Below are 23,115 nucleotides of genomic sequence, written 5' to 3'. Positions count from 1 at the left end.
TCACACCTGCAGGATCGAGGAAACGAGAAGCTGAGTATAGGGCTCGCGCGGGTCGTCCAGCACGCGGTCTGTCAAGCCATGCTCGATGACGTTGCCATCCTTCATCACCATCATGCGGTGCGACAGGAGCCGTGCAACCGCAAGGTCATGGGTGACGACGATGACGGACAGGCCGAGATCGTTGACGAGACCGCGAACGAGATCGAGAAGCCTTGCCTGGACCGAGACATCCAGACCGCCGGTCGGCTCGTCCATGAAGACGAGGCGCGGCGAGGTGACGAGGTTGCGGGCGATCTGCAGGCGCTGGCGCATTCCGCCGGAAAAGGCACGCGGCTGATCATCGATGCGATCGGTGCCGATCTCCACCCGCTCCAGCCATTCGCTGGCGGTGTTGCGGATATTGCCATAATGCCGGTTGCCGACTGCCATGAGCCGTTCGCCGACATTGGCGCCGGCAGATACCGTCATGCGCAGACCGTCAGCCGGATTCTGGTGAACGAAGCCCCAATCGGTGCGCATGAGGAAACGTCGCTCCGCCTCGCCCATATGATAGAGATCGCGAAGAGACCCGTCGCGCATGCGATATTCGACGCTGCCGGTGGTCGGCATCAGCCGGGTGGAAATGCAGTTCAGCAGCGTGGTCTTGCCGGAACCGGATTCGCCGACGATCGCCAGGACTTCTCCCGGCCAAAGATCGAAGGAGACGTTGCGGCAACCGGCGCGGTCACCGTAATATTTGGAAACGTCGCGGACTTTCAAAAGCGGCTGGTCGCTCATTCTGCGGCCTCCTTCACATCGGCCAGGAGATGGCCGCGATGGCCATGTTCGCGCCGATCTTCGCAATGGTCGGTATCGGAGCAGACGAACATGCGCCCGCCCCGATCATCCAGGATGACTTCATCGAGATAGACATGGTCCGCACCACACAGCGCACAGGGCTTGTCGAAGGTCTGAATCTCGAAGGGATGGTCGTCGAAATCGAGGCTGACGACTTCGGTGTAAGGCGGCACGGCATAGATACGCTTTTCACGCCCGGCGCCGAAGAGCTGCAAGGCTTCCGACATATGCATTTTCGGATTGTCGAATTTCGGCGTCGGCGACGGGTCCATAACGTATCGGCCTGCGACCTTCACCGGATAGGCGTAGGTTTTCGAAATGCGACCATTATGGGCAATGTCCTCATAGAGGCGCACATGCATCAGGCCATATTCTTCCAGCGCGTGCATGACGCGGGTCTCGGTCTCGCGTGGCTCGAGGAAGCGCAGAGGCTCAGGAATCGGCACCTGGTAGACCAGCACCTGACCTTCCGTCAGCGTTTCTTCAGGAACGCGGTGACGGGTCTGGATGACGGTGGCTTCCTTGGTATGCGTGGTGACGGCGACATTCGCAACCTTCTGGAAAAAGGCGCGGATGGAGACGGCATTGGTCGTATCATCCGCCCCCTGATCTATGACCTTCAGCACATCATGCAGTCCGAGGATCGAGGCTGTCACCTGCACGCCACCCGTTCCCCAGCCGTAGGGCATGGGCATCTCACGCGAGGCAAACGGCACCTGGTAGCCGGGTATGGCGATCGCCTTCAGAATAGCGCGGCGGATCATCCGCTTGGTCTGTTCGTCCAGATAGGCGAAATTGTACGTAGCGAGACCTTCATCGGCGAAGGTCTCTTCAAATGAAACTTCTTCAAGCATCGTGCGTTGTCCTTCCGTAAGTCACAACGGATGTCAGGAGTAAATGATCATGGAGATCGGAATTCTCATTGCGCTGTTCTTCACTGTATTTGCAGCATCCAGCGTATTTTGCGCATACTGGTTCAACGAGCAGCGCTGAAACCAAGTCTTTATTCGGCAGCATCGTTCAACCAACTTTCATCTGATCTTTGCGCAGCCTCGAAATCGGCGCGCATCTTTCTGACAAGACCAAGTTCAGCCTGGAAATCGACATAGTGCGGGAGTTTCAGATGCTCCACGAAACCTGTCGACTGAACATTGTCCGCATGCGAAATCACAAATTCTTCGTCCTGAGCCGGTGCGGTTCTGTCCTCACCGAACTCGTCTGCGCGTAACGCCCGGTCCACCAGCGACATCGCCATGGCTTTGCGTTCACTTTGCCCGAAGACGAGGCCGTAGCCGCGGGTGAATTGCGGCGGCGCCTTGGCCGAACCCTTGAACTGGTTCACCATCTGGCACTCGGTCACCTGAATATCGCCGATGGAGACGGCAAAGCCGAGTTCGGGGATATCCAGCTCGACCTCCACCTCGCCAATTCTGACTTCACCGACGAAGGGATGGTTGCGGCCGTAGCCGCGCTGGGTCGAATAGGCCAATGCGAGGAGGAAACCTTCATCGCCGCGGGCGAGCGACTGCAGCCGCAAATCGCGTGCCATGGGAAATTCCATCGGTTCGCGGGTCAGATCGCCGGTAATATGGTCTTCCGGCATGTCACCATCGCTTTCGATCAGGCCTTCTTCCGCCAGGATTTCCGAAACGCGCATGATGTGTTCGGCTTCTGAATCGCGCAGGACAGGCTCCTCCACTTCTCCATCTTCGAGAAGCGAAGGATCGAGCAGGCGGTGGGTGTAGTCGAAGGTCGGGCCCAGCAACTGTCCGCCGGGCAGATCCTTGTAGGTCGCCGACACGCGGCGCTCGACCAGCATCTCGCCCGTTTCCACCGGGTTGGAATAGCCGAAACGTGGGAGTGTCGTGCGATAGGCGCGCAGCAGGAAGATCGCCTCGATCATGTCCCCACGCGATTGCTTGACGGCGAGAGCTGCGAGCGAGCGATCATGAAGCGAGGCTTCGGCCATCACCCGGTCGACGGCCAGGCCAAGCTGTTCGACGATCTGGCCGATCGTCATGGCCGGCAGGTTGCGGTCTCCACGACGACGATCGGCCAGCAGGCGGTGTGCATTGGCAATGGCGGTTTCTCCGCCCTTTACGGCAACATACATGGCTCAGGCCTCCGTCTCGATGCGGGTGGAGCGCGGCAGGCAGATGAAGTGGCTGCCGCAGGTGAGGATGACATCGACACCGCGGGGGAAGACCGCGCGGTTTTCGCTCCAAAGCCGCACAAAGATGTCGGGCAGGCCCGAAGGGCGGATGATCTCGCTCTCGCGGATGCCGGGGCCGGAAAGGCGCAAGGCTGGGCCGCTTGTCAGATCTGGTACTTCGATGATCACGGTTGCGGAGCGGTCGGGATATTCCTGGCTACCCTGAGCGAAGAGAGCGAAGGAGGAGAGCGTGCTTCCGGCATCCAGAACCGCGAAACGGGCGTCAGCCTTGGTGGGCGCCATCTGCGCTCCGGTATGGAAGCTCAGCCAGCTTGGCACAACCGACTTCGAAAAGGCGCCGTTCATCCACACGGGCGTCTCGTAGTCACAAAGGGTGAGAAGAATGCCGCCTGCGGCCTTGCCTAGAGGGCTTGGCGGCTGGATCGGCAGATCGAACGACTGCAGCTTTCCCGGCCGCGCCATGCCGTCCATCGCAGCCTTGAAGATGTGCTGGGAATCGAAGACCGGATCGGAAAAGCCGCCGGTTACGATGTTTGCTTTGGCGGACATCAGTCGTCTCCCCGTACCATGGTGAAGAAATCGACGCGGGTTGCGGCGGTTTGCTGAATGGCGTTGGTCTTGCGTTTTTCAAGACGAGACGCGACCACAGCGAGGACCTCACGCTCAACCAGAGGACGGGTCGTCTCTTCCTGCCAAAGCGCATCGGCGATTGCTGCATACCACGCCTGCTTGCGGCTGGTGCCGAGCGCATGGGCATGGCCGATCGTGCCGGAGGCAAGCTTGACGGTGGCGCGCGTCACGGTCGCTTCTCCGAGATTGAAGGGCGAACCGCCGCCGCCGATCTTTCCGCGCACCATGACGAGCCCGGTTTCCGGTCCACGCACCTTTTCGACTTGCGGCTTGGTATCCAGAGCGCTCCAGCACTTGAGAAGCTCTTCAACCGTCGCACGGGCCAGCAGCCCTGCGGCCCGCTTTCTCGCCTCTTGAATTTCGGTCGGTTCGTTCATTTTATCCTCAAACGTCTATTGATATAGACAACCATACAAGATAGCTTAGATGTAAGCCTCCAGCATGACAAGCGTGTGACATGACCCTGACGAACAATATGCGAAAGAAGAATGGCGTGGCGCTTTGGCGCCAGATCGCCGACCGGATCAGAACGGCGATTGCTGCGGGCGACTATGACGGCACCGGCATGTTACCATCTGAAATGGTGCTGGCGGAGCGCTTCGGCGTCAATCGCCATACCGTCAGAGGCGCCATTGCAGCACTTGCGGATGAAGGCATCGTTCAGGCACTGCAAGGCCGCGGGACACTCATCACCCGAAAAGATCGCCTGAATTTCCCGATCTCGAAGCGAACGCGTTTTACCACTGGTCTTGGCGATCAGGCACGGGAGATGGAAGGGCTGCTCTTGGCGCATTCCCTCGAGGGAGCGACGACAGCTCTTGCCGAGAAGCTGAATGTTGCGCCGGGTACGCCACTGATCCGGCTGGAGTTGCTGCGAAAGGTCGATCATAAGCCAGTGTCGCGCTCGACCTCCTGGTTTCCAGCCGACCGTTTCAGCGGCATCGCCACTGACTATGAAGACACGGGCTCAATAACGGAGGCGCTGAAGCGATCCGGCGTGGCCGACTACGTCCGGGCGTCAACAACAGTCTCTGCCCGGCATGCGGAGGCCGACGATCTGGCCGATCTCGAATTGTCGCCGGGCGCCATTCTTCTCGTCTCCGATTCCTTGAATGTCGACATGGACGGCCAGCCGATCCAGTTCGGCACAAGCCGCTTTCCGGCGGATGTGGTGCAATTCACTGTAGAGAATTGAGGAAGCGCAGGTCAGTTCACCTCAATTCTTAGTGGTAGTTTGACAAATGGGTCCGCGCCAGACGGCGGCGGCGGGACCGACACACGCCCGACAGCCGCGATTATTTTCTTATCCCATTCAGGATTGCCCGTAGACGGAGAAAGTCTCGCCTGCTGTAGAGAGCCGTCCGACGCAGCGGTGAAAGAGACGGAGAAATCAACAATCATTTTTTTGCCTCGGGGGTTCATTCGTTTCACACTACGTGCAACAGCGCTATGCACCCTCGATTTCCAGTCAGCGGGAGACATGGAAGACGATGCAGAACCCGCGCTGTTGCGAGATGCCGCCGTTCTGTCCGACTGTGTTGCCTCAGCCTTGGCGATATCGCGGCGCTGCGATTGCTGTGGCGCCGGCGTCGGCTTTTGCACTCGTTTCTTTTCCGGCTCTTTTTCCTTCTCCACCTTCTTCTGTACTGGTGGCGGAGGCGGAGGACGAAGCACAGGAAGGGGAACCTCGACATTTTCGAGTTCCGCCACCTGCTGCTGCTCGATGGGATCGACCTCCTGCACCGGTTCTGGCGGCGCGGGCTCCTCTACAGGCTGCTGCACCACCTCCGGCGGCACTTCGGGGGTAGGCTCGGGCTCCACTGGCGGCTCTTCAACGACAGGCTCTGGAACCGGCTCCGGCGGAGGTTCTACGGGCGGAGGTTCTTCGACAGGCTGGGTGACGTTGCTTTTGACCTCTTCCGTCTCGACCTCGTCATTGGCTTCGACCGTTTCTTCGGTATTGACGGCCTCAGGCAGGGCGGCAAGCTCAATCATGATCGCCGCCTGAGGCGCGTTATCGCCCTGCTCTTTAGGCTTTTCCTGCATCAGATAATAGGCGCCTGCGGCATGCACCGAGATCATCACCAGTGCCGCGACGGACCAGAGCGCGACCTCTCCCAAGCGGGATTGTCTGGAACGAGGGTAGACGGGGTCCGTCACTGCGACCCTCCATTCGGGCCAGGCGCAGGCTGGCCCGGTTGCGGCTGGCTGGAATTGGAGACCGGTGCCCCTGCTGGCGCAGAGCCTGCAGTCCCCTCCAACCCAACAAGCGCGATCTTCAGATAGCCGCTGTCACGCAGCAGGTTCATGATCTCCATGAAGTGGCCGTAATCCACCGCCTTGTCAGCGCGCAGGAAGATACGTGTGTCCTTCTTGCCGCCGGTCTTGGCGTCGAGGCTCGTCGCAAGCGCTTCACGCGCCACCGCATCATTGCCGATATTGAGCGAGAGGTCGTCCTTTACCGTCAGATACAGAGGCTCATCGGGGCGCTCGGCCGGTTTTGCTGTCGAAGCCGGAAGGTCGACATTGACATCCACGGTCGCAAGCGGTGCCGCCACCATGAAGATGATGAGCAACACCAGCATCACGTCGATGAACGGCGTGACGTTGATCTCGTGGTTTTCGGGAAGGTCGTCCCCGTGGCTTTCTCGAATACCGCCTGCCATGATCTTATCGTCCTACCAGGGAGACCTGGGGCTTGCTGGCACTGCCCGGGGGGATGCGGCGGAAATCGAGATCACGGCTGACCAGGCGCTCGACGCCGGCGGCAACATCGGCCAGCAGATGACGATAGCCGGTAATGGAACGGGCAAAGACGTTGTAGATCACCACCGCAGGAATGGCGGCTACCAGGCCGATTGCCGTTGCCAGCAAGGCTTCGGCGATGCCGGGTGCCACGATCGCTAGGTTCGTCGTCTGCGATTCGGAAATGCCGATAAAGGCGTTCATGATGCCCCAGACCGTGCCGAAGAGGCCGACGAAGGGTGATACCGAGCCGATCGAGGCCAGCACACCTGTGCCGCGCGACATGCGGCGTCCTGCATGGGTTTCGATACGCGACAGGATGGAGGACACGCGTTCCTTGATGCCTCCGCCATCGGTATGAGCCACAACCGCGTCGGAGAGCTGCATCTCGTAGGAGGCCATGCGCAACATCAAGGCGGCGGGACCGCCCTTGCTCTCGACCGCCTCCGTCGCTTCGGCCAGCGTTTTCGCCTTGTGAACGATTTTCAGCGTCGAGCCCGCCCGCAAGCGCGCGGCGGCAAGCTCGATCGATTTCGCCAGCCAGACCGTCCAGGTGATGAGCGAGGCGAGAGCAAGGCCGATCATGACGCTTTTGACGACCCAATCGGCCGCCATGAACATGCCCCAGGGAGAGAGGTTGTGCGGAATATCGGACCGTTCATCGGCACTGACCTCCACCGCAGAAAGAGCCTCGCCAGATAGCGTTGGCTGTGCTGCCGGTGGCTCTGCTGATGCAGGTGCCTGTGCGTCCGACGGTTGAGCCGGAGCTTGCGTGGCCGGAGCAGTCGCTGCAGGCGGTTGCTGATTCTGTGGTGCGGCTTGCTGCGCCTGTGGTGTCTGCGAGGGCTGAGTGGGGGCGGATGGGGCGGAATTCGTAGCCGGCGAAGGAACCTGCTCTGTCTGAGTGGTCGCAGGCATGTTCTCTGAGGGCGCCGCGGTCTGGGCAAACGCCTGCAAGGAGGAGGCGCTGATCAAGACGGTCACCGCCAGCGCCATGGGTCGGCAGCGCGCCCAGGATGCCATGACAGGATTGGACGAAGAAATCGAGAGTATGGAGGTCATCAGATGGTCCCGGGTTTTCTGTACTGCACGACGACCAGACGCATCGGCATAGCCCTCACCCGCACCAGAGTAGCGGACACGCAAGCCCGCTCCGCTATAAGTGGAGTAAGATTAGCCACTAATACATTGGAGAAACCGGAGCTGTAAACTCATCTTTTACAAAAACATGCGTGATGAAGCGATGTTTCTGCACCTCCGTTCGTGCACCATCACTGCTGTTGCATCGGCAGGAATTGCGCCACAAGTTCATGACGCTCGCCGGGATAGGTCACCGTGACATGGGTCACATAGACTTGACCATGCCAAGTCCGTCTCTCAACGACGAGGCAAGCGGTACCGACAGGAATGGCCAGCGCATCTGCGATCCGGCGGTCGGCGGAGATGGCGCGGATGCGGTGCTCGGCAGCGCTCCAGGGGACCATCTGCAAAAGCCATGACCCCGGACCCACCGAGGAGAAATCCGCATCTTTTGCCTCAGGCACGGCGGATACGTTGACGATGCGATCTTCCAGGCAAAAAGGAATGTCGCCGGTGAAGTGCCGGCAGGTCAGCGAGAGAATGCTGGCCCCCGCCTTTACCTCCAGCGCGGCGCGATCCTGTGCTGTCGCCTTGCGCAGCTCGCGATGATCCAGATGATAACGGTAGGTCAGGCCCATCTGCTGAACTTCTCGCTGGATATCGTGGATTTCCAGAACGGCGGATTGGGCGTGCGGCCGTGTAACGAAGCTGCCGGAGCGACGGCGGCGCTCGATCAGGCCCTTTTTGACCAGTTCGGTCAGCGCCTTGTTCACCGTCATGCGGGAACAGTCATATTCCTTCGTCAGCTCGTGCTCGAAGGGAATACGATAGCCGGGGGGCCATTCGCCCGACAGAATCCGGCCTTCCACGTCGCTCATGATGCGTTCGTGTAAGGACCTTTCCTGCGGTGCCGCCGCTTCAGCCATGGTTTTTGTTCCGTTTACGGCATCGGCTCGAAAATCTGCATCGATTTTCGGAAAAGCACGATGCGTATATTCAAAAAGATAAAGCGTCCCTTGTGCGTCCAATAGGACGCACGGCGCTTTAATAGCCGCCTGATATCACCGTCGCCGAAGCTTAGCCATGGGTGGCTGCCACAATAGCCTCACCGCGGATTTCCTCTGTCAGCCGCGCACGCAACTCCGAGAATTCAGGGCTTGCCTTGACGGTGTAATGACGCGGATGCGGAAGATCGACCGGGGTGATCGACTTGATGCGACCGGGACGCGCCGACATCGTGACCACACGGTTGGCCATGAAGACCGCTTCCTCGATATCATGCGTCACGAAGATCACCGTTTTCTGCTCCCGCTCCCAGATGCCCAGCAGCAGTTCCTGCATGAGGCCGCGCGTCTGGTTGTCCAGTGCGCCGAAGGGTTCATCGAGCAGCAGAATGCGCGGACCGTTGGCCAGCGCTCTGGCAATCGCCGTTCTCTGCTGCATGCCGCCGGACAGTTGTTTCGGCCAGTGGTTCTCGAAGCCTCTCAAGCCCACCTTGTCGATGTAGCTATCGACGATCTCCCACTTTTCCTTCTCCGCCACCCCGCGCTCGCGCAGGCCAAAGGCCACGTTTTCGCGGATCGTGAGCCAGGGAAACAGCGTGTAGGACTGGAAGACCATGCCGCGATCGGCGCCCGGTCCCTTCACCTCCTGGCCAGCCAGCAAAACCTTGCCGGTAGTCGGGCGATCGAGGCCGGCGATAATACGAAGCAGCGTCGACTTTCCGCAGCCGGATGGCCCGAGGATGGTGACGAAATCATTCCTGGGAATTTCGAGATCCGTCGGTTGCAGAGCAAGTGTCGGCGTGCCGCCACGCACGCCCGGAAAGGTGCGGCTGACGCCCTGGATGACGAGTTCATTCATCAGGCAAGCCTCCAGGCGAACAGTTTGCGATTGAGAGACTTGAAGGCAAAGTCAGAGATAAGGCCGATAACGCCGATGACGATGATGCCGAAGATGATCTGGCCCGTCGCCATCAGCGCCTGGCTGTTGATGATCATATAGCCGATGCCGGACGACGCGCCGATCAGTTCCGCCACGATGACATAGGTCCAGGCCCAGCCGAGAACGAGCCGCAGAATCTCGGCAATATCCGGTGCATTGGCGGGGATGAGAACCCGGCGCACGACGCCGCGGTCCTTGGCGCCGAGCGTATAGGCAGCCTCGACGAGATCACGCCTCGTTGCGGCAACGGCGACGGCGACCATGAGGATGATCTGGAACACTGCGCCGATGAAAATCACCAGCAGCTTCTGCATTTCGCCGATGCCGGCCCACAGGATCAGCAGCGGTACAAAAGCCGAAGCGGGAAGATAACGGGCAAAGGAGACAAAGGGCTCAAGCAAGGCTTCGATCGGTTTGTAAGCGCCCATGGCGATGCCCAGCGGTACGGCGATGATCGAAGCCAAGACGAAGCCGCCCACCACGCGCCAGATGGTCATGCCGATATCATAGGCGAAGCCTTGCGCGGTGATCAGATAAATCCCGTCATTCAGCATGGTGATGGGGTCTGCGAGGAAGGTTGGCGAAACGAACCCACCCAGCGTCGCGATGCCCCAGGCGAGGAAGAACAGCACGAAGAACAGGATGCCGAGCGCAATCCGCGTGCTGTGTCTGATAGGCTGTAATGGCTGCATGTCGATCCCGACAGTCATGAGGCGGGGCGCGGCGGCAAGCCGCGCCCAATGTGATTACGTGATGGCCGATTACTTGATGAAGGAGGTATCGGCGAGCGTCGAAAGATCGGGCTTCGACTTGATGACGCCGATTTCGAGAAGCAGATCTGCAGCCTTTTCCGAGAAGGTCTTGAACTCGCCTTCGAAGAACGTCTGGTTGGCTGCCTTGTCCTGCCATTCGAGGAACTTGGCGGAGTTGCCGAAGGCCTCGCCCGACTGCTTCACATCCGCGCCCATCGTGGCGTAAGCTTTTTCAGGATCGGCCTTGATGGCATCGAGCGCTTCGAAATAGCTTGTCGCCAATGCCTTTGCCGCGTCCGGATGGGCTTTGAGGAACTCCGGCGTGCAGCCGAAGGTGTCCATGACGGCTGGATAATCCAGCGTGGTGGCGATGATCTTGCCCTTGTCGGGCGCGGCACGAACCGTCGACAGATAGGGCTCATAGGTCATGGCGGCATCGTTCTGGCCGGCGACAAAGGCCTGGGCGGCCGGGCCCGGCTCAAGGTTCACCACCTTCACGTCCTTCAGCGTCAGGCCGTTCTCCTTGAGGATCCATGCGAGGAAGAAGTATGGCGAGGTGCCAGGGGCCGATGCGGCGATGGTTTTGCCCTTCAGGTCGGAAATCTTGGCGATGTCATTGCGAACCGCAATGCCATCCGCGCCATGCGACTTGTCCATCTGGAAGATCTGCGTGGATTTCACGCCATTGGCGTTCCATGCCACCCAGGTTTCGACTGTGGTCGCCGCGCATTGGATGTCACCAGACGCCAGCGCCAGATGGCGGCTTGCCTGCGGAATTTTCTTGATATCGACCTTGAGGCCGTTCTTTTCGAAAATACCCGTTTCCTTGGCGAGTGTCAGCGGCGCAAAGCCGGTCCAGCCGGACATGCCGATGGTGACGGACGTTTCAGCATGGGCCGCGGTGGCAAAAAGTGCGGCGGCGAAAAGGGTGAAACCCAGTGTCTTTCTCATGATCGATCCCCTGTTGCTTTATTTTTGAGCGGCGATTTTCTCCGCTTCTTTAGGGGGCATTAATTCATAAGGGAAATAATTTGTCTAGACAAAATGCGTTACCGACCGGCACGATGTGCGGCCTTGGATTCCAGCATCGAAAACACACTGTGGATCAAAACGGCAAGTGCCGCCACGATCAAACCGCCCTGCAGGATGAAGGCAAGATTGTTGGATTGCAGACCGGCAATGATGACCTCGCCCAGCGTGCGCGCTGCCACGGTCGAGCCGATCGTCGCGGTTGAGAGGCTGATGACGGCCGATAGGCGAATGCCGGCGAGGATCGCAGGCATGGCAAGCGGGATATCGATCTTCCACAGCCTTTGCCAACCGGTCATGCCAGCACCGCGGGCTGCCTCGGTGATTGATGCCGGGACCGTCGTCAGGCCCGTGAGGGTGTTTTCGAAGACGGGAAGTAGGGCATAGAGAAACAGCGCCACCAGCGTTGGCTTCTGCCCAAATCCCATGATCGGCACCGCAAGTGCAAGCACGGCAACCGGCGGAAATGTCTGGCCGATATTGACGATGCTGCGCGACAGCGGCAGGAATTCTCGACCGAACGGCCGGCTGACCAGAATGGCAAGTGTCGCGGCCACCAGTGTGGCAGCTGCCGTCGCCATCCCCACGATTGCCAGATGGGACAGCGTGAGGGAGAGAAGATTGGCCTGCTGGTAGATAGCCGGTGCGTTGGTCTGGACAAGCGGTGAGAAGATCGGAGCGAAAGTGCCTGGTGTCGCCAAAAAGACGACAAGCAGCAGCGCGAGCCCCAATAGGAGCAGAGGTCCGAGCAGCGCTTTTGGGTGCGCGCGCGTCATGAACGGCCCGCAGCTTGCTGCAGCAGGGTTTCGCGCCGGATGCGACCGATCTTCTGCCCGTCGGTGCCGACAACCGGGAGACTGTCCCGTCCCGCCCAGAGCATGGCGGACAGTGCATCACGTTGGCTAAGGCTGCCGGTGAGCGGCTCGCCTTCCGCCTCTCCGGGTTCAACGATCTCGGAGACGGTTGCCACGGAAAGCAGCCGTAAAGGCCTTTCCCGCTCGCCGATCAGCGTTCTGACGAATGGCGTTGCCGGGTTGAGGACGAGCTCCGCCGGTGGTCCATATTGGACGACCTTTCCCTTATCCATGACGGCAATCCGATCCGCCAGGAAGAAGGCCTCATCCATATCGTGGGTGACGAGCACGATGGTGACACCGAGTTTCTTCTGGATCGCCAGGAGATCTTCCTGCGCCTTGGCGCGGATGATCGGGTCGAGCGCACCGAAGGGCTCGTCCATCAAAAGAATGTTCGGCTCGGCTGCCAGCGCGCGCGCCACGCCGACGCGCTGCTGCTGACCGCCCGAGAGTTCGCTTGGGAAGCGGTCGGCATAAAGCTTTGGGTCAAGTTGAAAGAGGGTGAGTAGTTCGTGGACTTTCGCCGAGACCCGCTGCCGATCCCAGCCCAGCAGTTCCGGCACGGTCGCAATGTTCTGTCCCACCGTCCGATGCGGAAAAAGCCCATGCCCCTGGATGGCATAACCGATGCTGCGACGCAGTTCGAAGCCCGGCAGATCGAGAACGTTGCGCCCATCGATGCGAATGACGCCCGAGGTCGGCTCGACGAGACGATTGATCATGCGCAGAAGCGTCGTCTTGCCCGAGCCGGATGTGCCGACGATGACGGTAACGCTTTGGGGTTGGACAGCGAGGCTCACATTATCGACCACCGTCGCTTCGCCATATAGTTTGGTGAGGCCTTCGATTTCGATCATGTGGCTTTTCCTCGTGCCAGGAGCTTGCTGTCGATCAGCGCATCCAGCAGAATTGCCGCGGCAAATCCCAGGATGACGGTCGGGATGGTTCCGAGAAGAACGAGGTCCATGGCCGTTTGGCCAATCCCCTGGAAGACAAAGACACCGAAGCCCCCGCCACCGATGAGCGCCGCGATCGTTGCAAGCCCGATGTTCTGCACCATCACGATGCGGATGCCGGTCAAGATGATGGGAAGCGCCAGCGGGAACTCGACCTTGAACAGGCTTTGCCGGCCCGTCATGCCGATACCGCGCGCCGCATCACGCACGGCAGGCGAAACGCCGGCGAGCCCGACGACCGTATTGGAAACGATCGGGAGCAGGGAATAAAGAAACAGCGCAACGAAGGCCGGGGCGGCGCCGATGCCGCGGATACCGATCTGCGAGGCGCCCGGGACATGGGTGCCGATCCAGCCCAGCGGCGCAATCAGGAGGCCGAAGAGCGCGATGGATGGGATCGTCTGGATGATGTTGAGACTGTTCAGCATGGCGGCGCGGATGCGCTCCACCTTGAAACAGAGCACTCCCAGAGGAATGCCTGCCAGCATGGCGGCGAAGACGGAGCCCAAGGCCAGTTGAAGGTGGCGCTGCGCTTCCGTCCAGAAGATATCGGAGCGGCTCTGATACTCCTTCATGATAGAGAGATCCTTCCACAGGCCGGAGAGCAGGAAGGCGCTGAGGAGAAGCAGTGACACAGCCAGAAGGATGAGACGTGTCAGAGGCTTTGGATTAAGCCTCGCGATCGCATCCGTCGCCAGGACCACCAGCCCGGCGAGCAAAAGCCAGAAACCACTGGCCGCCGACACGCGGGCATAGGTGTTTTCAGGCGGAATGAGAGACGACGCCGAAAGGCCGATCGCAACGGCCAGCGCGACCAGTGCCGCAAAGGCCGTCGCCAAACGGACCTTTGTGTTGGCGACGAACAGCGCCACCGCCGCGGCCAAGATGATGATGCCGATCAGGCCGTAACCGACAGAGGTCGGCATGCTGTCCAGCAGAAAGCGCCCTTCCCCTTGCACAATACGGTTTGCGCGGAAGCTGACGAAGGGCGGAACGAGTGCAGCATAGAGGAGCAGGCCGCAGATCAGCACGCCGACCTTATCGACATGTCGTGTGACAGTCTGCGGCTTTGAAATGGCGCTCTCGCTCTGCAACGACACCTCTTACTTCACGAAGCCGTTCTTGGTGAGAAAATCGAGCGCAACGGCCTTGGCCTGCTCCCCGCCCACCTGCACACGGCCATTCAGCTCCTGCAGGGTCGTAAGATCGAGCTTTTCGAAGACCGGCTTCAGGACCTTCTCGATGTCAGGATGCTTCTTTAGCACCTCTTCACGGATGATGGGCGCAGGCTGATAGACCGGCTGCACATTCTTGTCATCCGTGAGAACGACGAGGCCGGACGGCGCAATGCCGCCATCGGTGCCATAGACCATGGCAGCGTTGGCATTGTTGGTCTGGTTGGCGGCCGCGGCAATCGTCGCTGCCGTATCGCCGCCCGAAAGCGTGATCAACTGCTCCGGCTTCAGCGTGAAGCCATAGGTCTTCTGGAAGGCGGGTAGAGCTGCCGCCGAGTTGACAAATTCAGAAGATGCAGCAAGGACGATCTGGCCGCCGCCGGCAACATATTTGCCGAGATCGCTCAGTGTCTTGAGATTGTTCTTCTCCGCCACATCCTTGCGAACCGCGATACCCCAGGTATTATTGGCCGGAGAAGGCGACAACCAGACGATCTTGTTGGCGTCGTAGTCCAGCGTCTTGGCTTCTTCATAGGCCTTGGCGGCATCCTTCCAGAGAGGATCATCTGCCTTTTCGAAGAAGAAGGCGGCGTTGCCGGTATATTCCGGATAGATATCGATTTCGCCTGCGATAATCGCCTTGCGCACGACGGGCGTCGCGCCCAGCTGGATGCGGTCAGTGGTGGCGATATTGTTGACGTTCAAAACCGACTGGATGATGTTGCCGAGAACGCTGCCTTCGGTGTCGATCTTGGATGAGACGACGACCTGCGCTTGGGCAATGGAGGCATAAAGAGCAAGCGCAAATCCAGCGCTGGCCAGCTTCATCAGACGGTTCATGGGCAATCTCCACTCGGAACGGTTACGCGGGCAGGACAATGCCTCGTTTTTCTGACCAATACGAATGAGCGACTGTCCCCGGTTCAGCACGAAGTAACGAAGCAGGCGGCAAAAAAGTTGCAGCGAAAAATACGGGCAGAGGAAAATCCGCAGTTTCGTGCCTGACGGTCAACGCCCGCGCGCTTGTTTACCGATCACGAAAGGCATGAGCACCGAGAGAAACAGCAGGCGCAGGACGTGATGTGAACCGACATAGGCCGTATCCGCATGCATCATCACCGCCATGGCTGCCATCGTCTCGAGCCCACCAGGCGCAAATGCAATCATCACGGCGTTGAGCGGAACACCCGTCAGACTGGAAACGAGCACGGCAATCGAGCAGGCAAGGACAACGACCGCGACCGTCACGACGGCACCAGCCAAGAATGCCTTCCTCATATCCTTCAACGAGGAGCGCGAGAAGCGCGTGCCGATCAGGCTTCCAAGGACAATGTAGGTGGGGATGGCAAGCCAATCCGGTACACCGCCGCTGGAGAAGCCCGTGACGTGCGAACCGATAGAAACGGCGACGCCACCGAGAAGGAGTGCCGCCGGAAAGCGCCAGCGCATGAAAACAAGACCGACCGCCAGCGAGGCAAGCAGGGTCAATCCAAGTTCCAGCGCCGGCATGGGTGGCGGCAGGATAGAGGGTTCAACACTGACGAGATCGAGATATTTGACGATCAGAGGCACGGTGAGCGTCAGTGCCAGAACGCGCACACTCTGGATCACGCTGACGGTTGCGAGATCGCTCTTGGTCTCTGCCGTCAGGCTGATGATGTAGCTGAGGTGGCCGGGAGACGCACCGAGCATTGCTGTCGTGTGGTCATAGCGGAAGATGAAGCGCAGGATCCAATAGGCTGCATAAAGAAGCACCACCACCGTCAACAGCACAGCAACGAAGCTCAAGGGCCAGGTTCTGGCCGCTTCAAAGACGTTCGGCGTGATGTTCGTTCCCATCGATACGCCGACGATGACGAAAGTGGCGCTGCGAAGATTCTTCGGCACCGAGAGCGTCAGGCCGAGAAGACTTGCGCCGGTAACGGCGAGTGCCGGGCCGCAGAGAAAGGGGGCCGGAAGGCCCACGAGCACACCGAACAGCGCGCCAAGACTGCCGATGAAGACGGTCAAGGCAAGGCGAGAAAGCTCGGATATGGAGATCATGGCACCGGTAAGAATCAAAACGCAAGCAGGAGACGCCCACTTGCGCCGTCATCGCCGCCGAAATCAAGCTCTTCCAAAAGAAAAGCCCGCCGGCAATCTTGCGGGCGGGCTTTTGAAAAAATCTCGATGTGATGATCAGGCCGCTGCGACCGGCGTCGGATGCACACGAGGCGCCAGCTGATCGAGACCGAGAAGAAAGTTGATCTGCGGGCGGGCCTTGACGAGATCGTCGATCGAATATTCGGTCAGAACGTCGAAGAATGCGTTCAGCGCCTTGCGAAGTGCGGAATTAAGGCCGCAGCTATCGACAAGCGGACATTCGACAGCGCCGTCCTCGAAACATTCCGCCATGGCAAAGCTGTCTTCGGTGACTTTGACCACATCGAACAGGCTAATCTTGTCGGCCGGTTTCCCAAGCTTGACGCCGCCATTGCGGCCGCGAACGGTTTCAACGAGGCCGGCCTTGGTGAGCGGCTGCAAAATCTTGAAGAGGAAAAGCTCCGACACGCCGTAAGCCTTGGCGATTTCAGGGATGCGGCTCAGATTGCCGTCATTGGCGGCGCAATACATCAACATGCGGACTGCATAGTTGGTCTGTTTGGTCAAACGCATGCTGATCTCCTGATCGGTAATGTGGAGTTATATAGTTTGTTTTTCAGTTTAGAACAATTCCAGACATGAAAAAAACTTCCTTACCCGCTCGATCTCCGGTGGTTGACCGTTGACCGGCCCGCCGATTCATGAACAAAGAACTCCACTATTCAATCCTACTGCATCGGCCCGAAAATCGGAACCGATTTTCGATAAGCACGATGCGTGGATTCAACGTGAATCGCGCGTCCTTTGTGCGTTCATTCTTGGACGCGCGGCGCGCTAAGGGAGACCTGTGGCATGGCAAGATTGAAAACCAGCTTTCTGACGCTCGGTGCGGTGGTATCTATCGCCTGTGGCAGCACGTCATCTGCTTTTGCCGGTGGTGAGGTTAATGTCTACTCCTACCGCCAGCCTGAATTGATCCAGCCGCTGCTCGACGCCTTCACCAAGGAAACCGGGATCGAGACAAATGTTCTCTTCTTGGACAAGGGCCTGGTCGAACGTATCCAGGCCGAAGGCGTCAATTCTCCTGCCGATATTCTGCTGACTGTCGATATCGCCCGGCTGGTCGAGGCGAAGGAGGGTGGTGTCACGCAGCCGGTGCTCAACGACCCGATCATCGAAAAGGATATTCCGGCCAATCTTCGCGACCCGGAAGGCGAGTGGTTTGGACTGACAACCCGTGGACGCGTAGTGTACGCCTCAAAGGAGCGCGTGCCTCAGCAGTCGATCACCTATGAGGAACTTGCCGATCCGAAGTGGAAGGGCAAGATCTGCATTCGCGACGGGCAGCATTCCTACAACATCGCACTCTTTGCCTCGATGATTGCTCATCATGGCCTCGACTACACGCGCACTTGGCTGACGGGCCTCAAAAACAATCTGGCGCGCAAGCCGGACGGCACGGACCGCAGCCAGGCGAAGTCCATCTATTCCGGCGAGTGCGATATTGCGCTGGGCAATACCTACTATGTCGGCTTGATGCTGACCAATGAGCAGGAACCGGAAGAAAAGGTCTGGGCCAATTCCGTCAGGGTGATCTTCCCCAATGCCGAAGATCGCGGCACCCATGTCAACATCTCGGGCGTCGCCATGACAAAATATGCGCCGAACAAGGAAAACGCCCTGAAGCTGATGGAATTCCTGGCGTCAGGAGAAGCGCAGGAGATCTATGCCAAGCAGGTGTTCGAGTATCCGGTGCTGCCCGGCGCCCAGCCTTCCGACGTGGTCAAGGGCTTTGGCCCGATCAAGCCCGATACATTGTCTCTGACCGAGATTGCAGCGCACCGGAAAGAGGCTTCCGAACTGGTCGACGAAGTCGGCTTCAACGACGGGCCGTCGCAGTAAAATCAGGCCGCCGAAACCTATTCGATGACAAAGAAACGCCCGCGACGACATCGCGGGCGTTTCTTTGTGGTGTCGTGCCACAGAATCGATCACGCCGCCTTGATCAGATCGCCATGCGGATCGAGGACGAACTTGGTCGCAGCACCCTGATCGAAGCTTTCATAGCCTTGGACCGCGTCATCCAGCGCAATGATCTTGGCATTGACGATATCGGCGATCGGCAGGCGGTCATGCAGGATGGCCTGCATGAGTTGGCGATTATATTTGAGAACCGGCGTCTGGCCTGTGTGGAAGGATTGCGCCTTCGCCCAGCCAAGACCAAAGCGCAGCGACAGGCTGCCTTGCTTGGCCGCCTCATCCACCGCGCCCGGATCTTCCGTCACATAGAGGCCCGGAATACCGATGTTACCGGCGGCACGGGTAATTTCCATCATCTGGTTGAGAACGATAGCAGGCTGTTCACCGCCGGCATGTCCGCGCGCCTCGAAGCCAACGGCGTCGATCGCGCTATCGACTTCATTGGTGCCGACGATCTCGGCAATCATGTCGCCTAAGCGATCGCCCTTGGACAAGTCCACCGGCTCGAAGCCGACCTTGGCGGCATGCGCCAGACGGTCTTTGTTGAAATCGCCGATCATCACAACGGCTGCACCAAGAATACGGGCAGAGGCTGCAGCAGCAAGACCGACGGGACCCGCACCCGCCACATAGACGGTCGAGCCGACGCCGACGCCAGCTTTCACCGCACCGTGGAAACCGGTCGGCAGGATATCGGACAGCATGGTCAGGTCGCGGATCTTCGACATCGCCCTGTCGCGATCGGGGAATTTCAGAAGGTTGAAGTCGGCATAGGGGATGGTGACATATTTCGCCTGGCCGCCGATCCAGCCGCCCATATCGACATAGCCGTAGGCGCCGCCGGCGCGGGATGGATTGACCGTGAGGCAGACGCCTGTGTCCTGCGACTTGCAGCAACGGCAACGACCGCAGGCAACGTTGAACGGTACGGAGACGATATCGCCGACCTCGAGCATCTCGACATCGATGCCCTTTTCGATGACTTCGCCGGTAATCTCGTGACCTAGGACGAGACCTGGCATGGCAGTGGTGCGACCACGCACCATGTGCTGGTCCGAGCCGCAAATATTGGTCGAAATGACTTTTAGGATCACGCCATGCTCGATCCTGCGTCCATCCGGGGCTTCCAGCTTCGGATCGTCAATATCACGAACCTCCACCTGACCCGGCCGTAAATAGACAACGCCTCGGTTCCTGCTCATATCCATCTCCTCCATGGTTTGAACATTAATGCCGAAGCCGTCAGGGCCGCGACATTCTCCACTGTCGGACGATCAATAGGCGATCCTGTAAAGACTGGGACGTCCAGTTCCTCACCAACGAATCCTCCAGAGTGATCCTCCTCCTGACCGGTTGAGTCCGGCCATCGACACAAATGACGCCACCTCCTCAAGTGGCGTTTCGATGCTGACAGCAGACCACGTGGGGCCGAGGTAAACGTTCTGGATTACGACACGCCTTGTGTGTTCAACGACACTGAGGTCCAGCTTCTAACCAGTAGATTGCGCTTTCCAGGCGTCAGTTTCCAACGGATTCCACGGGATCAGGGTTTGATATTGGATGTCGGGCAGGCGCGCGCTCACTGTATGGCTGGAAGTGAAGCCGGCGAAATCTAAAACTATTGCATTGGATTTTGCAATTTTCTCAATGGCTTACTCTGTACCGAAGAGTCATCGAACGGGTCGAGAATGACTTTCATCAGTGATAGCGTTCACCGAGCCTCCGAACGAGAGGCGGCCGTTTTCATTCCGTTCGAGTGGAATCGCATTGTGGAGCGGTTAGCATCTTCTTCCAACGCCACGCACTCTGGGAGGCAAGCATTGCTGCACCAGAAACGCCAAAACCCCGCGGCTTTGAGCCCCGGGGTTTTGATGATCGTCGTATATTTGGTTGCGGGGGCAGGATTTGAACCTGCGGCCTTCAGGTTATGAGCCTGACGAGCTACCGGGCTGCTCCACCCCGCGTTAACTGGTAATGTGGTGGGCTGGAAGGTGTTCTTCCGGTTGGTTTTGTGATTGAGAAGATAATTAGTTGCGTTTAGCAGACCTGGCAGCGACCTACTCTCCCGCGTCTTAAGACGGAGTACCATTGGCGCTGGGGCGTTTCACGGCCGTGTTCGGAATGGGAACGGGTGCAGCCGCCCCGCGATAACCACCAGGTCGGCGAAACGCAACTGGCACATGCTTTTGCATGTGCTGTTGTATCGAGAAGCTGGAGAGCTTTTGGCTCTATTTGATATGAACACGTGATGCGATCGAGTTTTATTCGATGAGCATGAACAATGGGAACGAAGAAGTCGCTCGAGCTATTAGTAACGGTAAGCTTCATGCATTACTGCACTTCCACACCCGTCCTATCGACGTGGTCGTCTTCCACGGCTCTGATAGGGAACACTCGTTTTCAGGTTGGTTTCCCGCTTAGATGCCTTCAGCGGTTATCCATTCCGTATATAGCTACTCTGCTATGCCCTTGGCAGGACAACAGATCCACCAGAGATACGTCCATCCCGGTCCTCTCGTACTAGGGACAGATCCTGTCAATATTCCTACACCCACGGCAGATAGGGACCGAACTGTCTCACGACGTTCTGAACCCAACTCACGTACCGCTTTAAATGGCGAACAGCCATACCCTTGGGACCTGCTCCAGCCCCAGGATGCGATGAGTCGACATCGAGGTGCCAAACAACCCCGTCGATATGGACTCTTGGGGGTCATCAGCCTGTTATCCCCGGCGTACCTTTTATCCGTTGAGCGATGGCCCTTCCACACGGGACCACCGGATCACTATGACCGACTTTCGTCTCTGCTCGACTTGTCAGTCTCGCAGTCAGGCTAGCTTATGCCATTGCACTCGACGACCGATTTCCGACCGGTCTGAGCTAACCATCGCGCGCCTCCGTTACTCTTTCGGAGGCGACCGCCCCAGTCAAACTACCCACCATACACTGTCCCGGATCCGGATAACGGACCGCGGTTAGACATCCACGAAGATAAGGGTGGTATTTCAAGGATGGCTCCACAGGAACTGGCGTCCCTGCTTCAAAGCCTACCACCTATCCTACACATGCCTTGGCGAATGCCAGTGTAAAGCTATAGTAAAGGTGCACGGGGTCTTTCCGTCTGACCGCAGGAACCCCGCATCTTCACGGGGAATTCAATTTCACTGAGTCTATGTTGGAGACAGCGGGGAAGTCGTTACGCCATTCGTGCAGGTCGGAACTTACCCGACAAGGAATTTCGCTACCTTAGGACCGTTATAGTTACGGCCGCCGTTTACTGGGGCTTCAGTTCAAAGCTTGCACCTCTCCCTTTAACCTTCCAGCACCGGGCAGGCGTCAGACCCTATACGTCGTATTGCTACTTCGCAGAGCCCTGTGTTTTTGATAAACAGTCGCTACCCCCTGGTCTGTGCCACCCCATCACACTTGCGTGCAAAAGGGTCACGCTTCTTCCGAAGTTACGCGTGCAATTTGCCGAGTTCCTTCAACATAGTTCTCTCAAGCGCCTTGGTATACTCTACCTGACCACCTGTGTCGGTTTCGGGTACGGTCTATACGGTGGAGCTATTTCCTGGAACCTCTTCGCCGCCCAACCAATCCAATAAGGTTGAACAACACACAAGATCCGTCACTACCACCAGGCCCACGAATATTAACGTGGTTCCCATCGACTACGCGTGTCCGCCTCGTCTTAGGGGCCGGCTAACCCTGCTCAGATTAACTTTAAGCAGGAACCCTTGGTCTTTCGGCGAGGGAGTCTCTCACTCCCTTTATCGTTACTCATGTCAACATTCGCACTTCCGATATCTCCAGCAGCCCTCACGGGTCCGCCTTCACAGACTTACGGAACGCTCCGCTACCACACAACTTACGTTGTATCCTCAGCTTCGGTGCATGGCTTTAGCCCCGTTACATTTTCGGCGCAAAGACCCTTATTTAGACCAGTGAGCTGTTACGCTTTCTTTAAATGATGGCTGCTTCTAAGCCAACATCCTGGTTGTTTTGGGATCCTCACATCCTTTCCCACTTAGCCATGACTTGGGGACCTTAGCTGGAGGTCAGGGTTGTTGCCCTCTTCACGACGGACGTTAGCACCCGCCGTGTGTCTGCCGACTAGTACTCCTCGGTATTCGGAGTTTGGTTAGGATCAGTAAGACGGTGAGTCCCCATAGCCCATCCAGTGCTCTACCCCCGAGGGTATTCGGTCGACGCTCTACCTAAATAGATTTCGCGGAGAACCAGCTATTTCCGAGTTTGATTGGCCTTTCACCCCTAGCCACAAGTCATCCCGAACTATTGCAACAGTTATGGGTTCGGCCCTCCAGTTGGTGTTACCCAACCTTCAGCCTGCTCATGGCTAGATCACTCGGTTTCGGGTCTAATGCAACGAACTGAACGCCCTATTCAGACTCGCTTTCGCTACGCCTACACCTACCGGCTTAAGCTTGCTCGTTACACTAAGTCGTTGACCCATTATACAAAAGGTACGCCGTCACCCTTGCGGGCTCCGACTGTTTGTAGGCATCCGGTTTCAGGTTCTATTTCACTCCCCTCGTCGGGGTGCTTTTCACCTTTCCCTCACGGTACTTGTTCGCTATCGGTCATGCACGAGTACTTAGGCTTGGAGAGTGGTCTCCCCATGTTCAGACAGGATTTCACGTGTCCCGCCCTACTCAAGGACAATGACTGTTCTACGCGTACGGGGCTATCACCCGCTATGGCCGACCTTTCCAAATCGTTCCGCTTTATTCATCATTGCCACTGGCCTGGTCCGCGTTCGCTCGCCACTACTTACGGAGTCTCGGTTGATGTCCTTTCCTGCAGGTACTTAGATGTTTCAGTTCCCTGCGTTCGCTTCTTACACCCTATGTATTCAG

At 58.4% G+C, this 23,115-nt stretch carries 21 protein-coding genes, 1 tRNA gene and 2 rRNA genes; 2 read left to right on the top strand and 22 right to left on the bottom strand.

All coding sequences use genetic code 11. The features are described from left to right. From phnK to phnG, 5 genes are all read right to left on the bottom strand, one after another. Nucleotides 1-777, bottom strand: a complete 777-nt coding sequence (gene phnK / locus ACTJKV_RS00120; protein ID WP_112955327.1) for a phosphonate C-P lyase system protein PhnK — start codon at nt 775-777, stop codon at nt 1-3. Beyond that, nucleotides 774-1,691: an alpha-D-ribose 1-methylphosphonate 5-phosphate C-P-lyase PhnJ gene (locus tag ACTJKV_RS00115; protein WP_440598374.1), complete on the bottom strand. Its 918-nt coding sequence runs from the start codon at nt 1,689-1,691 to the stop codon at nt 774-776. Before ACTJKV_RS00115 ends, phnK begins: the two co-directional genes overlap by 4 nt. Before the next feature lie 149 nt (nt 1,692-1,840). Then, a complete protein-coding gene (locus ACTJKV_RS00110; RefSeq protein ID WP_440598373.1) occupies nt 1,841-2,950 on the bottom strand; it encodes a carbon-phosphorus lyase complex subunit PhnI in 1,110 nt (369 codons plus the stop codon). A 3-nt stretch (nt 2,951-2,953) separates the two neighbouring features. After that, nucleotides 2,954-3,559 carry a phosphonate C-P lyase system protein PhnH gene (gene phnH, locus ACTJKV_RS00105; RefSeq protein ID WP_274101062.1) on the bottom strand — a complete coding sequence of 202 codons (606 nt, stop codon included), beginning with the start codon at nt 3,557-3,559 and terminating at the stop codon, nt 2,954-2,956. Further along, nucleotides 3,559-4,017 (bottom strand): phosphonate C-P lyase system protein PhnG, encoded by a 459-nt coding sequence (gene phnG, locus ACTJKV_RS00100; RefSeq protein ID WP_274101063.1) that lies wholly within the window; start codon nt 4,015-4,017, stop codon nt 3,559-3,561. Before phnG ends, phnH begins: the two co-directional genes overlap by 1 nt. Nucleotides 4,018-4,097: 80 nt before the next feature. Between phnG and phnF the strand changes: the two genes are divergently transcribed. Next, nucleotides 4,098-4,835 (top strand): phosphonate metabolism transcriptional regulator PhnF, encoded by a 738-nt coding sequence (phnF, locus tag ACTJKV_RS00095; protein WP_194286750.1) that lies wholly within the window; start codon nt 4,098-4,100, stop codon nt 4,833-4,835. Nucleotides 4,836-4,846: 11 nt separating this feature from the next. On the opposite strand, the gene ACTJKV_RS00090 is transcribed toward phnF, so the two are convergent. The 13 genes from ACTJKV_RS00090 to rirA all read right to left on the bottom strand — a co-directional run bounded on the left by ACTJKV_RS00090 (nt 4,847) and on the right by rirA (nt 16,830). Continuing rightward, nucleotides 4,847-5,800 carry a TonB C-terminal domain-containing protein gene (locus ACTJKV_RS00090; protein ID WP_274101064.1) on the bottom strand — a complete coding sequence of 318 codons (954 nt, stop codon included), beginning with the start codon at nt 5,798-5,800 and terminating at the stop codon, nt 4,847-4,849. Then, complete coding sequence (gene exbD / locus ACTJKV_RS00085) at nt 5,797-6,306, bottom strand: TonB system transport protein ExbD (RefSeq protein ID WP_274101065.1); 510 nt, start codon at nt 6,304-6,306, stop codon at nt 5,797-5,799. Before exbD ends, ACTJKV_RS00090 begins: the two co-directional genes overlap by 4 nt. A 4-nt stretch (nt 6,307-6,310) precedes the next feature. Then, nucleotides 6,311-7,447: a tonB-system energizer ExbB gene (exbB, locus tag ACTJKV_RS00080; RefSeq protein WP_274101094.1), complete on the bottom strand. Its 1,137-nt coding sequence runs from the start codon at nt 7,445-7,447 to the stop codon at nt 6,311-6,313. Nucleotides 7,448-7,656: 209 nt separating this feature from the next. After that, complete coding sequence (gene hutC, locus ACTJKV_RS00075) at nt 7,657-8,391, bottom strand: histidine utilization repressor (RefSeq protein ID WP_062599616.1); 735 nt, start codon at nt 8,389-8,391, stop codon at nt 7,657-7,659. Between the two features lie 151 nt (nt 8,392-8,542). Continuing rightward, a complete protein-coding gene (locus ACTJKV_RS00070) occupies nt 8,543-9,328 on the bottom strand; it encodes an ABC transporter ATP-binding protein (protein WP_062599077.1) in 786 nt (261 codons plus the stop codon). After that, entirely contained in the window at nt 9,328-10,101 is a 774-nt protein-coding gene (locus tag ACTJKV_RS00065) for an ABC transporter permease (RefSeq protein WP_062443393.1), read from the bottom strand. The genes ACTJKV_RS00070 and ACTJKV_RS00065 overlap by 1 nt, the downstream gene beginning before the upstream one ends. A gap of 69 nt (nt 10,102-10,170) precedes the next feature. Beyond that, the gene (locus ACTJKV_RS00060; RefSeq protein ID WP_274101066.1) at nt 10,171-11,112 is read right to left on the bottom strand and encodes an ABC transporter substrate-binding protein; all 942 of its coding nucleotides are present in this window, start codon (nt 11,110-11,112) and stop codon (nt 10,171-10,173) included. A 98-nt stretch (nt 11,113-11,210) separates the two neighbouring features. Beyond that, a complete protein-coding gene (locus tag ACTJKV_RS00055) occupies nt 11,211-11,966 on the bottom strand; it encodes an ABC transporter permease (protein WP_440598372.1) in 756 nt (251 codons plus the stop codon). After that, complete coding sequence (locus ACTJKV_RS00050; protein WP_274101068.1) at nt 11,963-12,901, bottom strand: ABC transporter ATP-binding protein; 939 nt, start codon at nt 12,899-12,901, stop codon at nt 11,963-11,965. The genes ACTJKV_RS00055 and ACTJKV_RS00050 overlap by 4 nt, the downstream gene beginning before the upstream one ends. Further along, nucleotides 12,898-14,094, bottom strand: coding sequence for an ABC transporter permease (locus tag ACTJKV_RS00045; RefSeq protein WP_274101069.1), 1,197 nt, complete (start codon nt 14,092-14,094; stop codon nt 12,898-12,900). Before ACTJKV_RS00045 ends, ACTJKV_RS00050 begins: the two co-directional genes overlap by 4 nt. Nucleotides 14,095-14,103: 9 nt before the next feature. Next, nucleotides 14,104-15,015, bottom strand: coding sequence for a glycine betaine ABC transporter substrate-binding protein OsmF (gene osmF / locus ACTJKV_RS00040; protein WP_062443412.1), 912 nt, complete (start codon nt 15,013-15,015; stop codon nt 14,104-14,106). A gap of 168 nt (nt 15,016-15,183) precedes the next feature. Continuing rightward, nucleotides 15,184-16,218 (bottom strand): AbrB family transcriptional regulator, encoded by a 1,035-nt coding sequence (locus ACTJKV_RS00035; protein WP_062427333.1) that lies wholly within the window; start codon nt 16,216-16,218, stop codon nt 15,184-15,186. A gap of 135 nt (nt 16,219-16,353) precedes the next feature. Next, nucleotides 16,354-16,830, bottom strand: coding sequence for an iron-responsive transcriptional regulator RirA (gene rirA / locus ACTJKV_RS00030; protein WP_062427286.1), 477 nt, complete (start codon nt 16,828-16,830; stop codon nt 16,354-16,356). A gap of 279 nt (nt 16,831-17,109) precedes the next feature. On the opposite strand from rirA, the gene ACTJKV_RS00025 reads away from it, so the two are divergent. Then, complete coding sequence (locus tag ACTJKV_RS00025) at nt 17,110-18,159, top strand: Fe(3+) ABC transporter substrate-binding protein (RefSeq protein ID WP_440598371.1); 1,050 nt, start codon at nt 17,110-17,112, stop codon at nt 18,157-18,159. 89 nt (nt 18,160-18,248) lie between these two features. Here the strand turns inward: ACTJKV_RS00025 and fdhA are convergent, their stop codons facing one another. The 4 genes from fdhA to ACTJKV_RS00005 form a co-directional block, all read right to left on the bottom strand. Further along, nucleotides 18,249-19,439: a formaldehyde dehydrogenase, glutathione-independent gene (gene fdhA / locus ACTJKV_RS00020; protein ID WP_062444156.1), complete on the bottom strand. Its 1,191-nt coding sequence runs from the start codon at nt 19,437-19,439 to the stop codon at nt 18,249-18,251. Nucleotides 19,440-20,124: 685 nt separating this feature from the next. After that, nucleotides 20,125-20,201 (bottom strand) — tRNA-Met (locus ACTJKV_RS00015). An 80-nt stretch (nt 20,202-20,281) separates the two neighbouring features. Next, nucleotides 20,282-20,396 (bottom strand): 5S ribosomal RNA (gene rrf / locus ACTJKV_RS00010). 128 nt (nt 20,397-20,524) lie between these two features. Continuing rightward, nucleotides 20,525-23,115 (bottom strand): 23S ribosomal RNA (locus tag ACTJKV_RS00005); the annotation flags it as partial.

The organism is Agrobacterium sp. 22117 (assembly GCF_052045735.1).
Classification (GTDB): Bacteria; Pseudomonadota; Alphaproteobacteria; order Rhizobiales; family Rhizobiaceae; genus Agrobacterium; species Agrobacterium cavarae.
The sequence above is the reverse complement of the archived record's forward strand: the minus strand, read 5'-3'. Positions and strand labels throughout refer to the sequence as shown.

Coding starts and splice junctions, on each gene's coding strand:
- phnK (WP_112955327.1), bottom strand. CDS start 777: ATGAGCGACCAGCCGCTTTTGAAAGTCCGCGACGTTTCCAAATATTAC.
- ACTJKV_RS00115 (WP_440598374.1), bottom strand. CDS start 1,691: ATGCTTGAAGAAGTTTCATTTGAAGAGACCTTCGCCGATGAAGGTCTC.
- ACTJKV_RS00110 (WP_440598373.1), bottom strand. CDS start 2,950: ATGTATGTTGCCGTAAAGGGCGGAGAAACCGCCATTGCCAATGCACAC.
- phnH (WP_274101062.1), bottom strand. CDS start 3,559: ATGTCCGCCAAAGCAAACATCGTAACCGGCGGCTTTTCCGATCCGGTC.
- phnG (WP_274101063.1), bottom strand. CDS start 4,017: ATGAACGAACCGACCGAAATTCAAGAGGCGAGAAAGCGGGCCGCAGGG.
- phnF (WP_194286750.1), top strand. CDS start 4,098: ATGACCCTGACGAACAATATGCGAAAGAAGAATGGCGTGGCGCTTTGG.
- exbD (WP_274101065.1), bottom strand. CDS start 6,306: ATGGCAGGCGGTATTCGAGAAAGCCACGGGGACGACCTTCCCGAAAAC.
- exbB (WP_274101094.1), bottom strand. CDS start 7,447: ATGACCTCCATACTCTCGATTTCTTCGTCCAATCCTGTCATGGCATCC.
- hutC (WP_062599616.1), bottom strand. CDS start 8,391: ATGGCTGAAGCGGCGGCACCGCAGGAAAGGTCCTTACACGAACGCATC.
- ACTJKV_RS00070 (WP_062599077.1), bottom strand. CDS start 9,328: ATGAATGAACTCGTCATCCAGGGCGTCAGCCGCACCTTTCCGGGCGTG.
- ACTJKV_RS00065 (WP_062443393.1), bottom strand. CDS start 10,101: ATGCAGCCATTACAGCCTATCAGACACAGCACGCGGATTGCGCTCGGC.
- ACTJKV_RS00060 (WP_274101066.1), bottom strand. CDS start 11,112: ATGAGAAAGACACTGGGTTTCACCCTTTTCGCCGCCGCACTTTTTGCC.
- ACTJKV_RS00055 (WP_440598372.1), bottom strand. CDS start 11,966: ATGACGCGCGCGCACCCAAAAGCGCTGCTCGGACCTCTGCTCCTATTG.
- ACTJKV_RS00050 (WP_274101068.1), bottom strand. CDS start 12,901: ATGATCGAAATCGAAGGCCTCACCAAACTATATGGCGAAGCGACGGTG.
- osmF (WP_062443412.1), bottom strand. CDS start 15,015: ATGAACCGTCTGATGAAGCTGGCCAGCGCTGGATTTGCGCTTGCTCTT.
- ACTJKV_RS00035 (WP_062427333.1), bottom strand. CDS start 16,218: ATGATCTCCATATCCGAGCTTTCTCGCCTTGCCTTGACCGTCTTCATC.
- rirA (WP_062427286.1), bottom strand. CDS start 16,830: ATGCGTTTGACCAAACAGACCAACTATGCAGTCCGCATGTTGATGTAT.
- ACTJKV_RS00025 (WP_440598371.1), top strand. CDS start 17,110: ATGGCAAGATTGAAAACCAGCTTTCTGACGCTCGGTGCGGTGGTATCT.
- fdhA (WP_062444156.1), bottom strand. CDS start 19,439: ATGAGCAGGAACCGAGGCGTTGTCTATTTACGGCCGGGTCAGGTGGAG.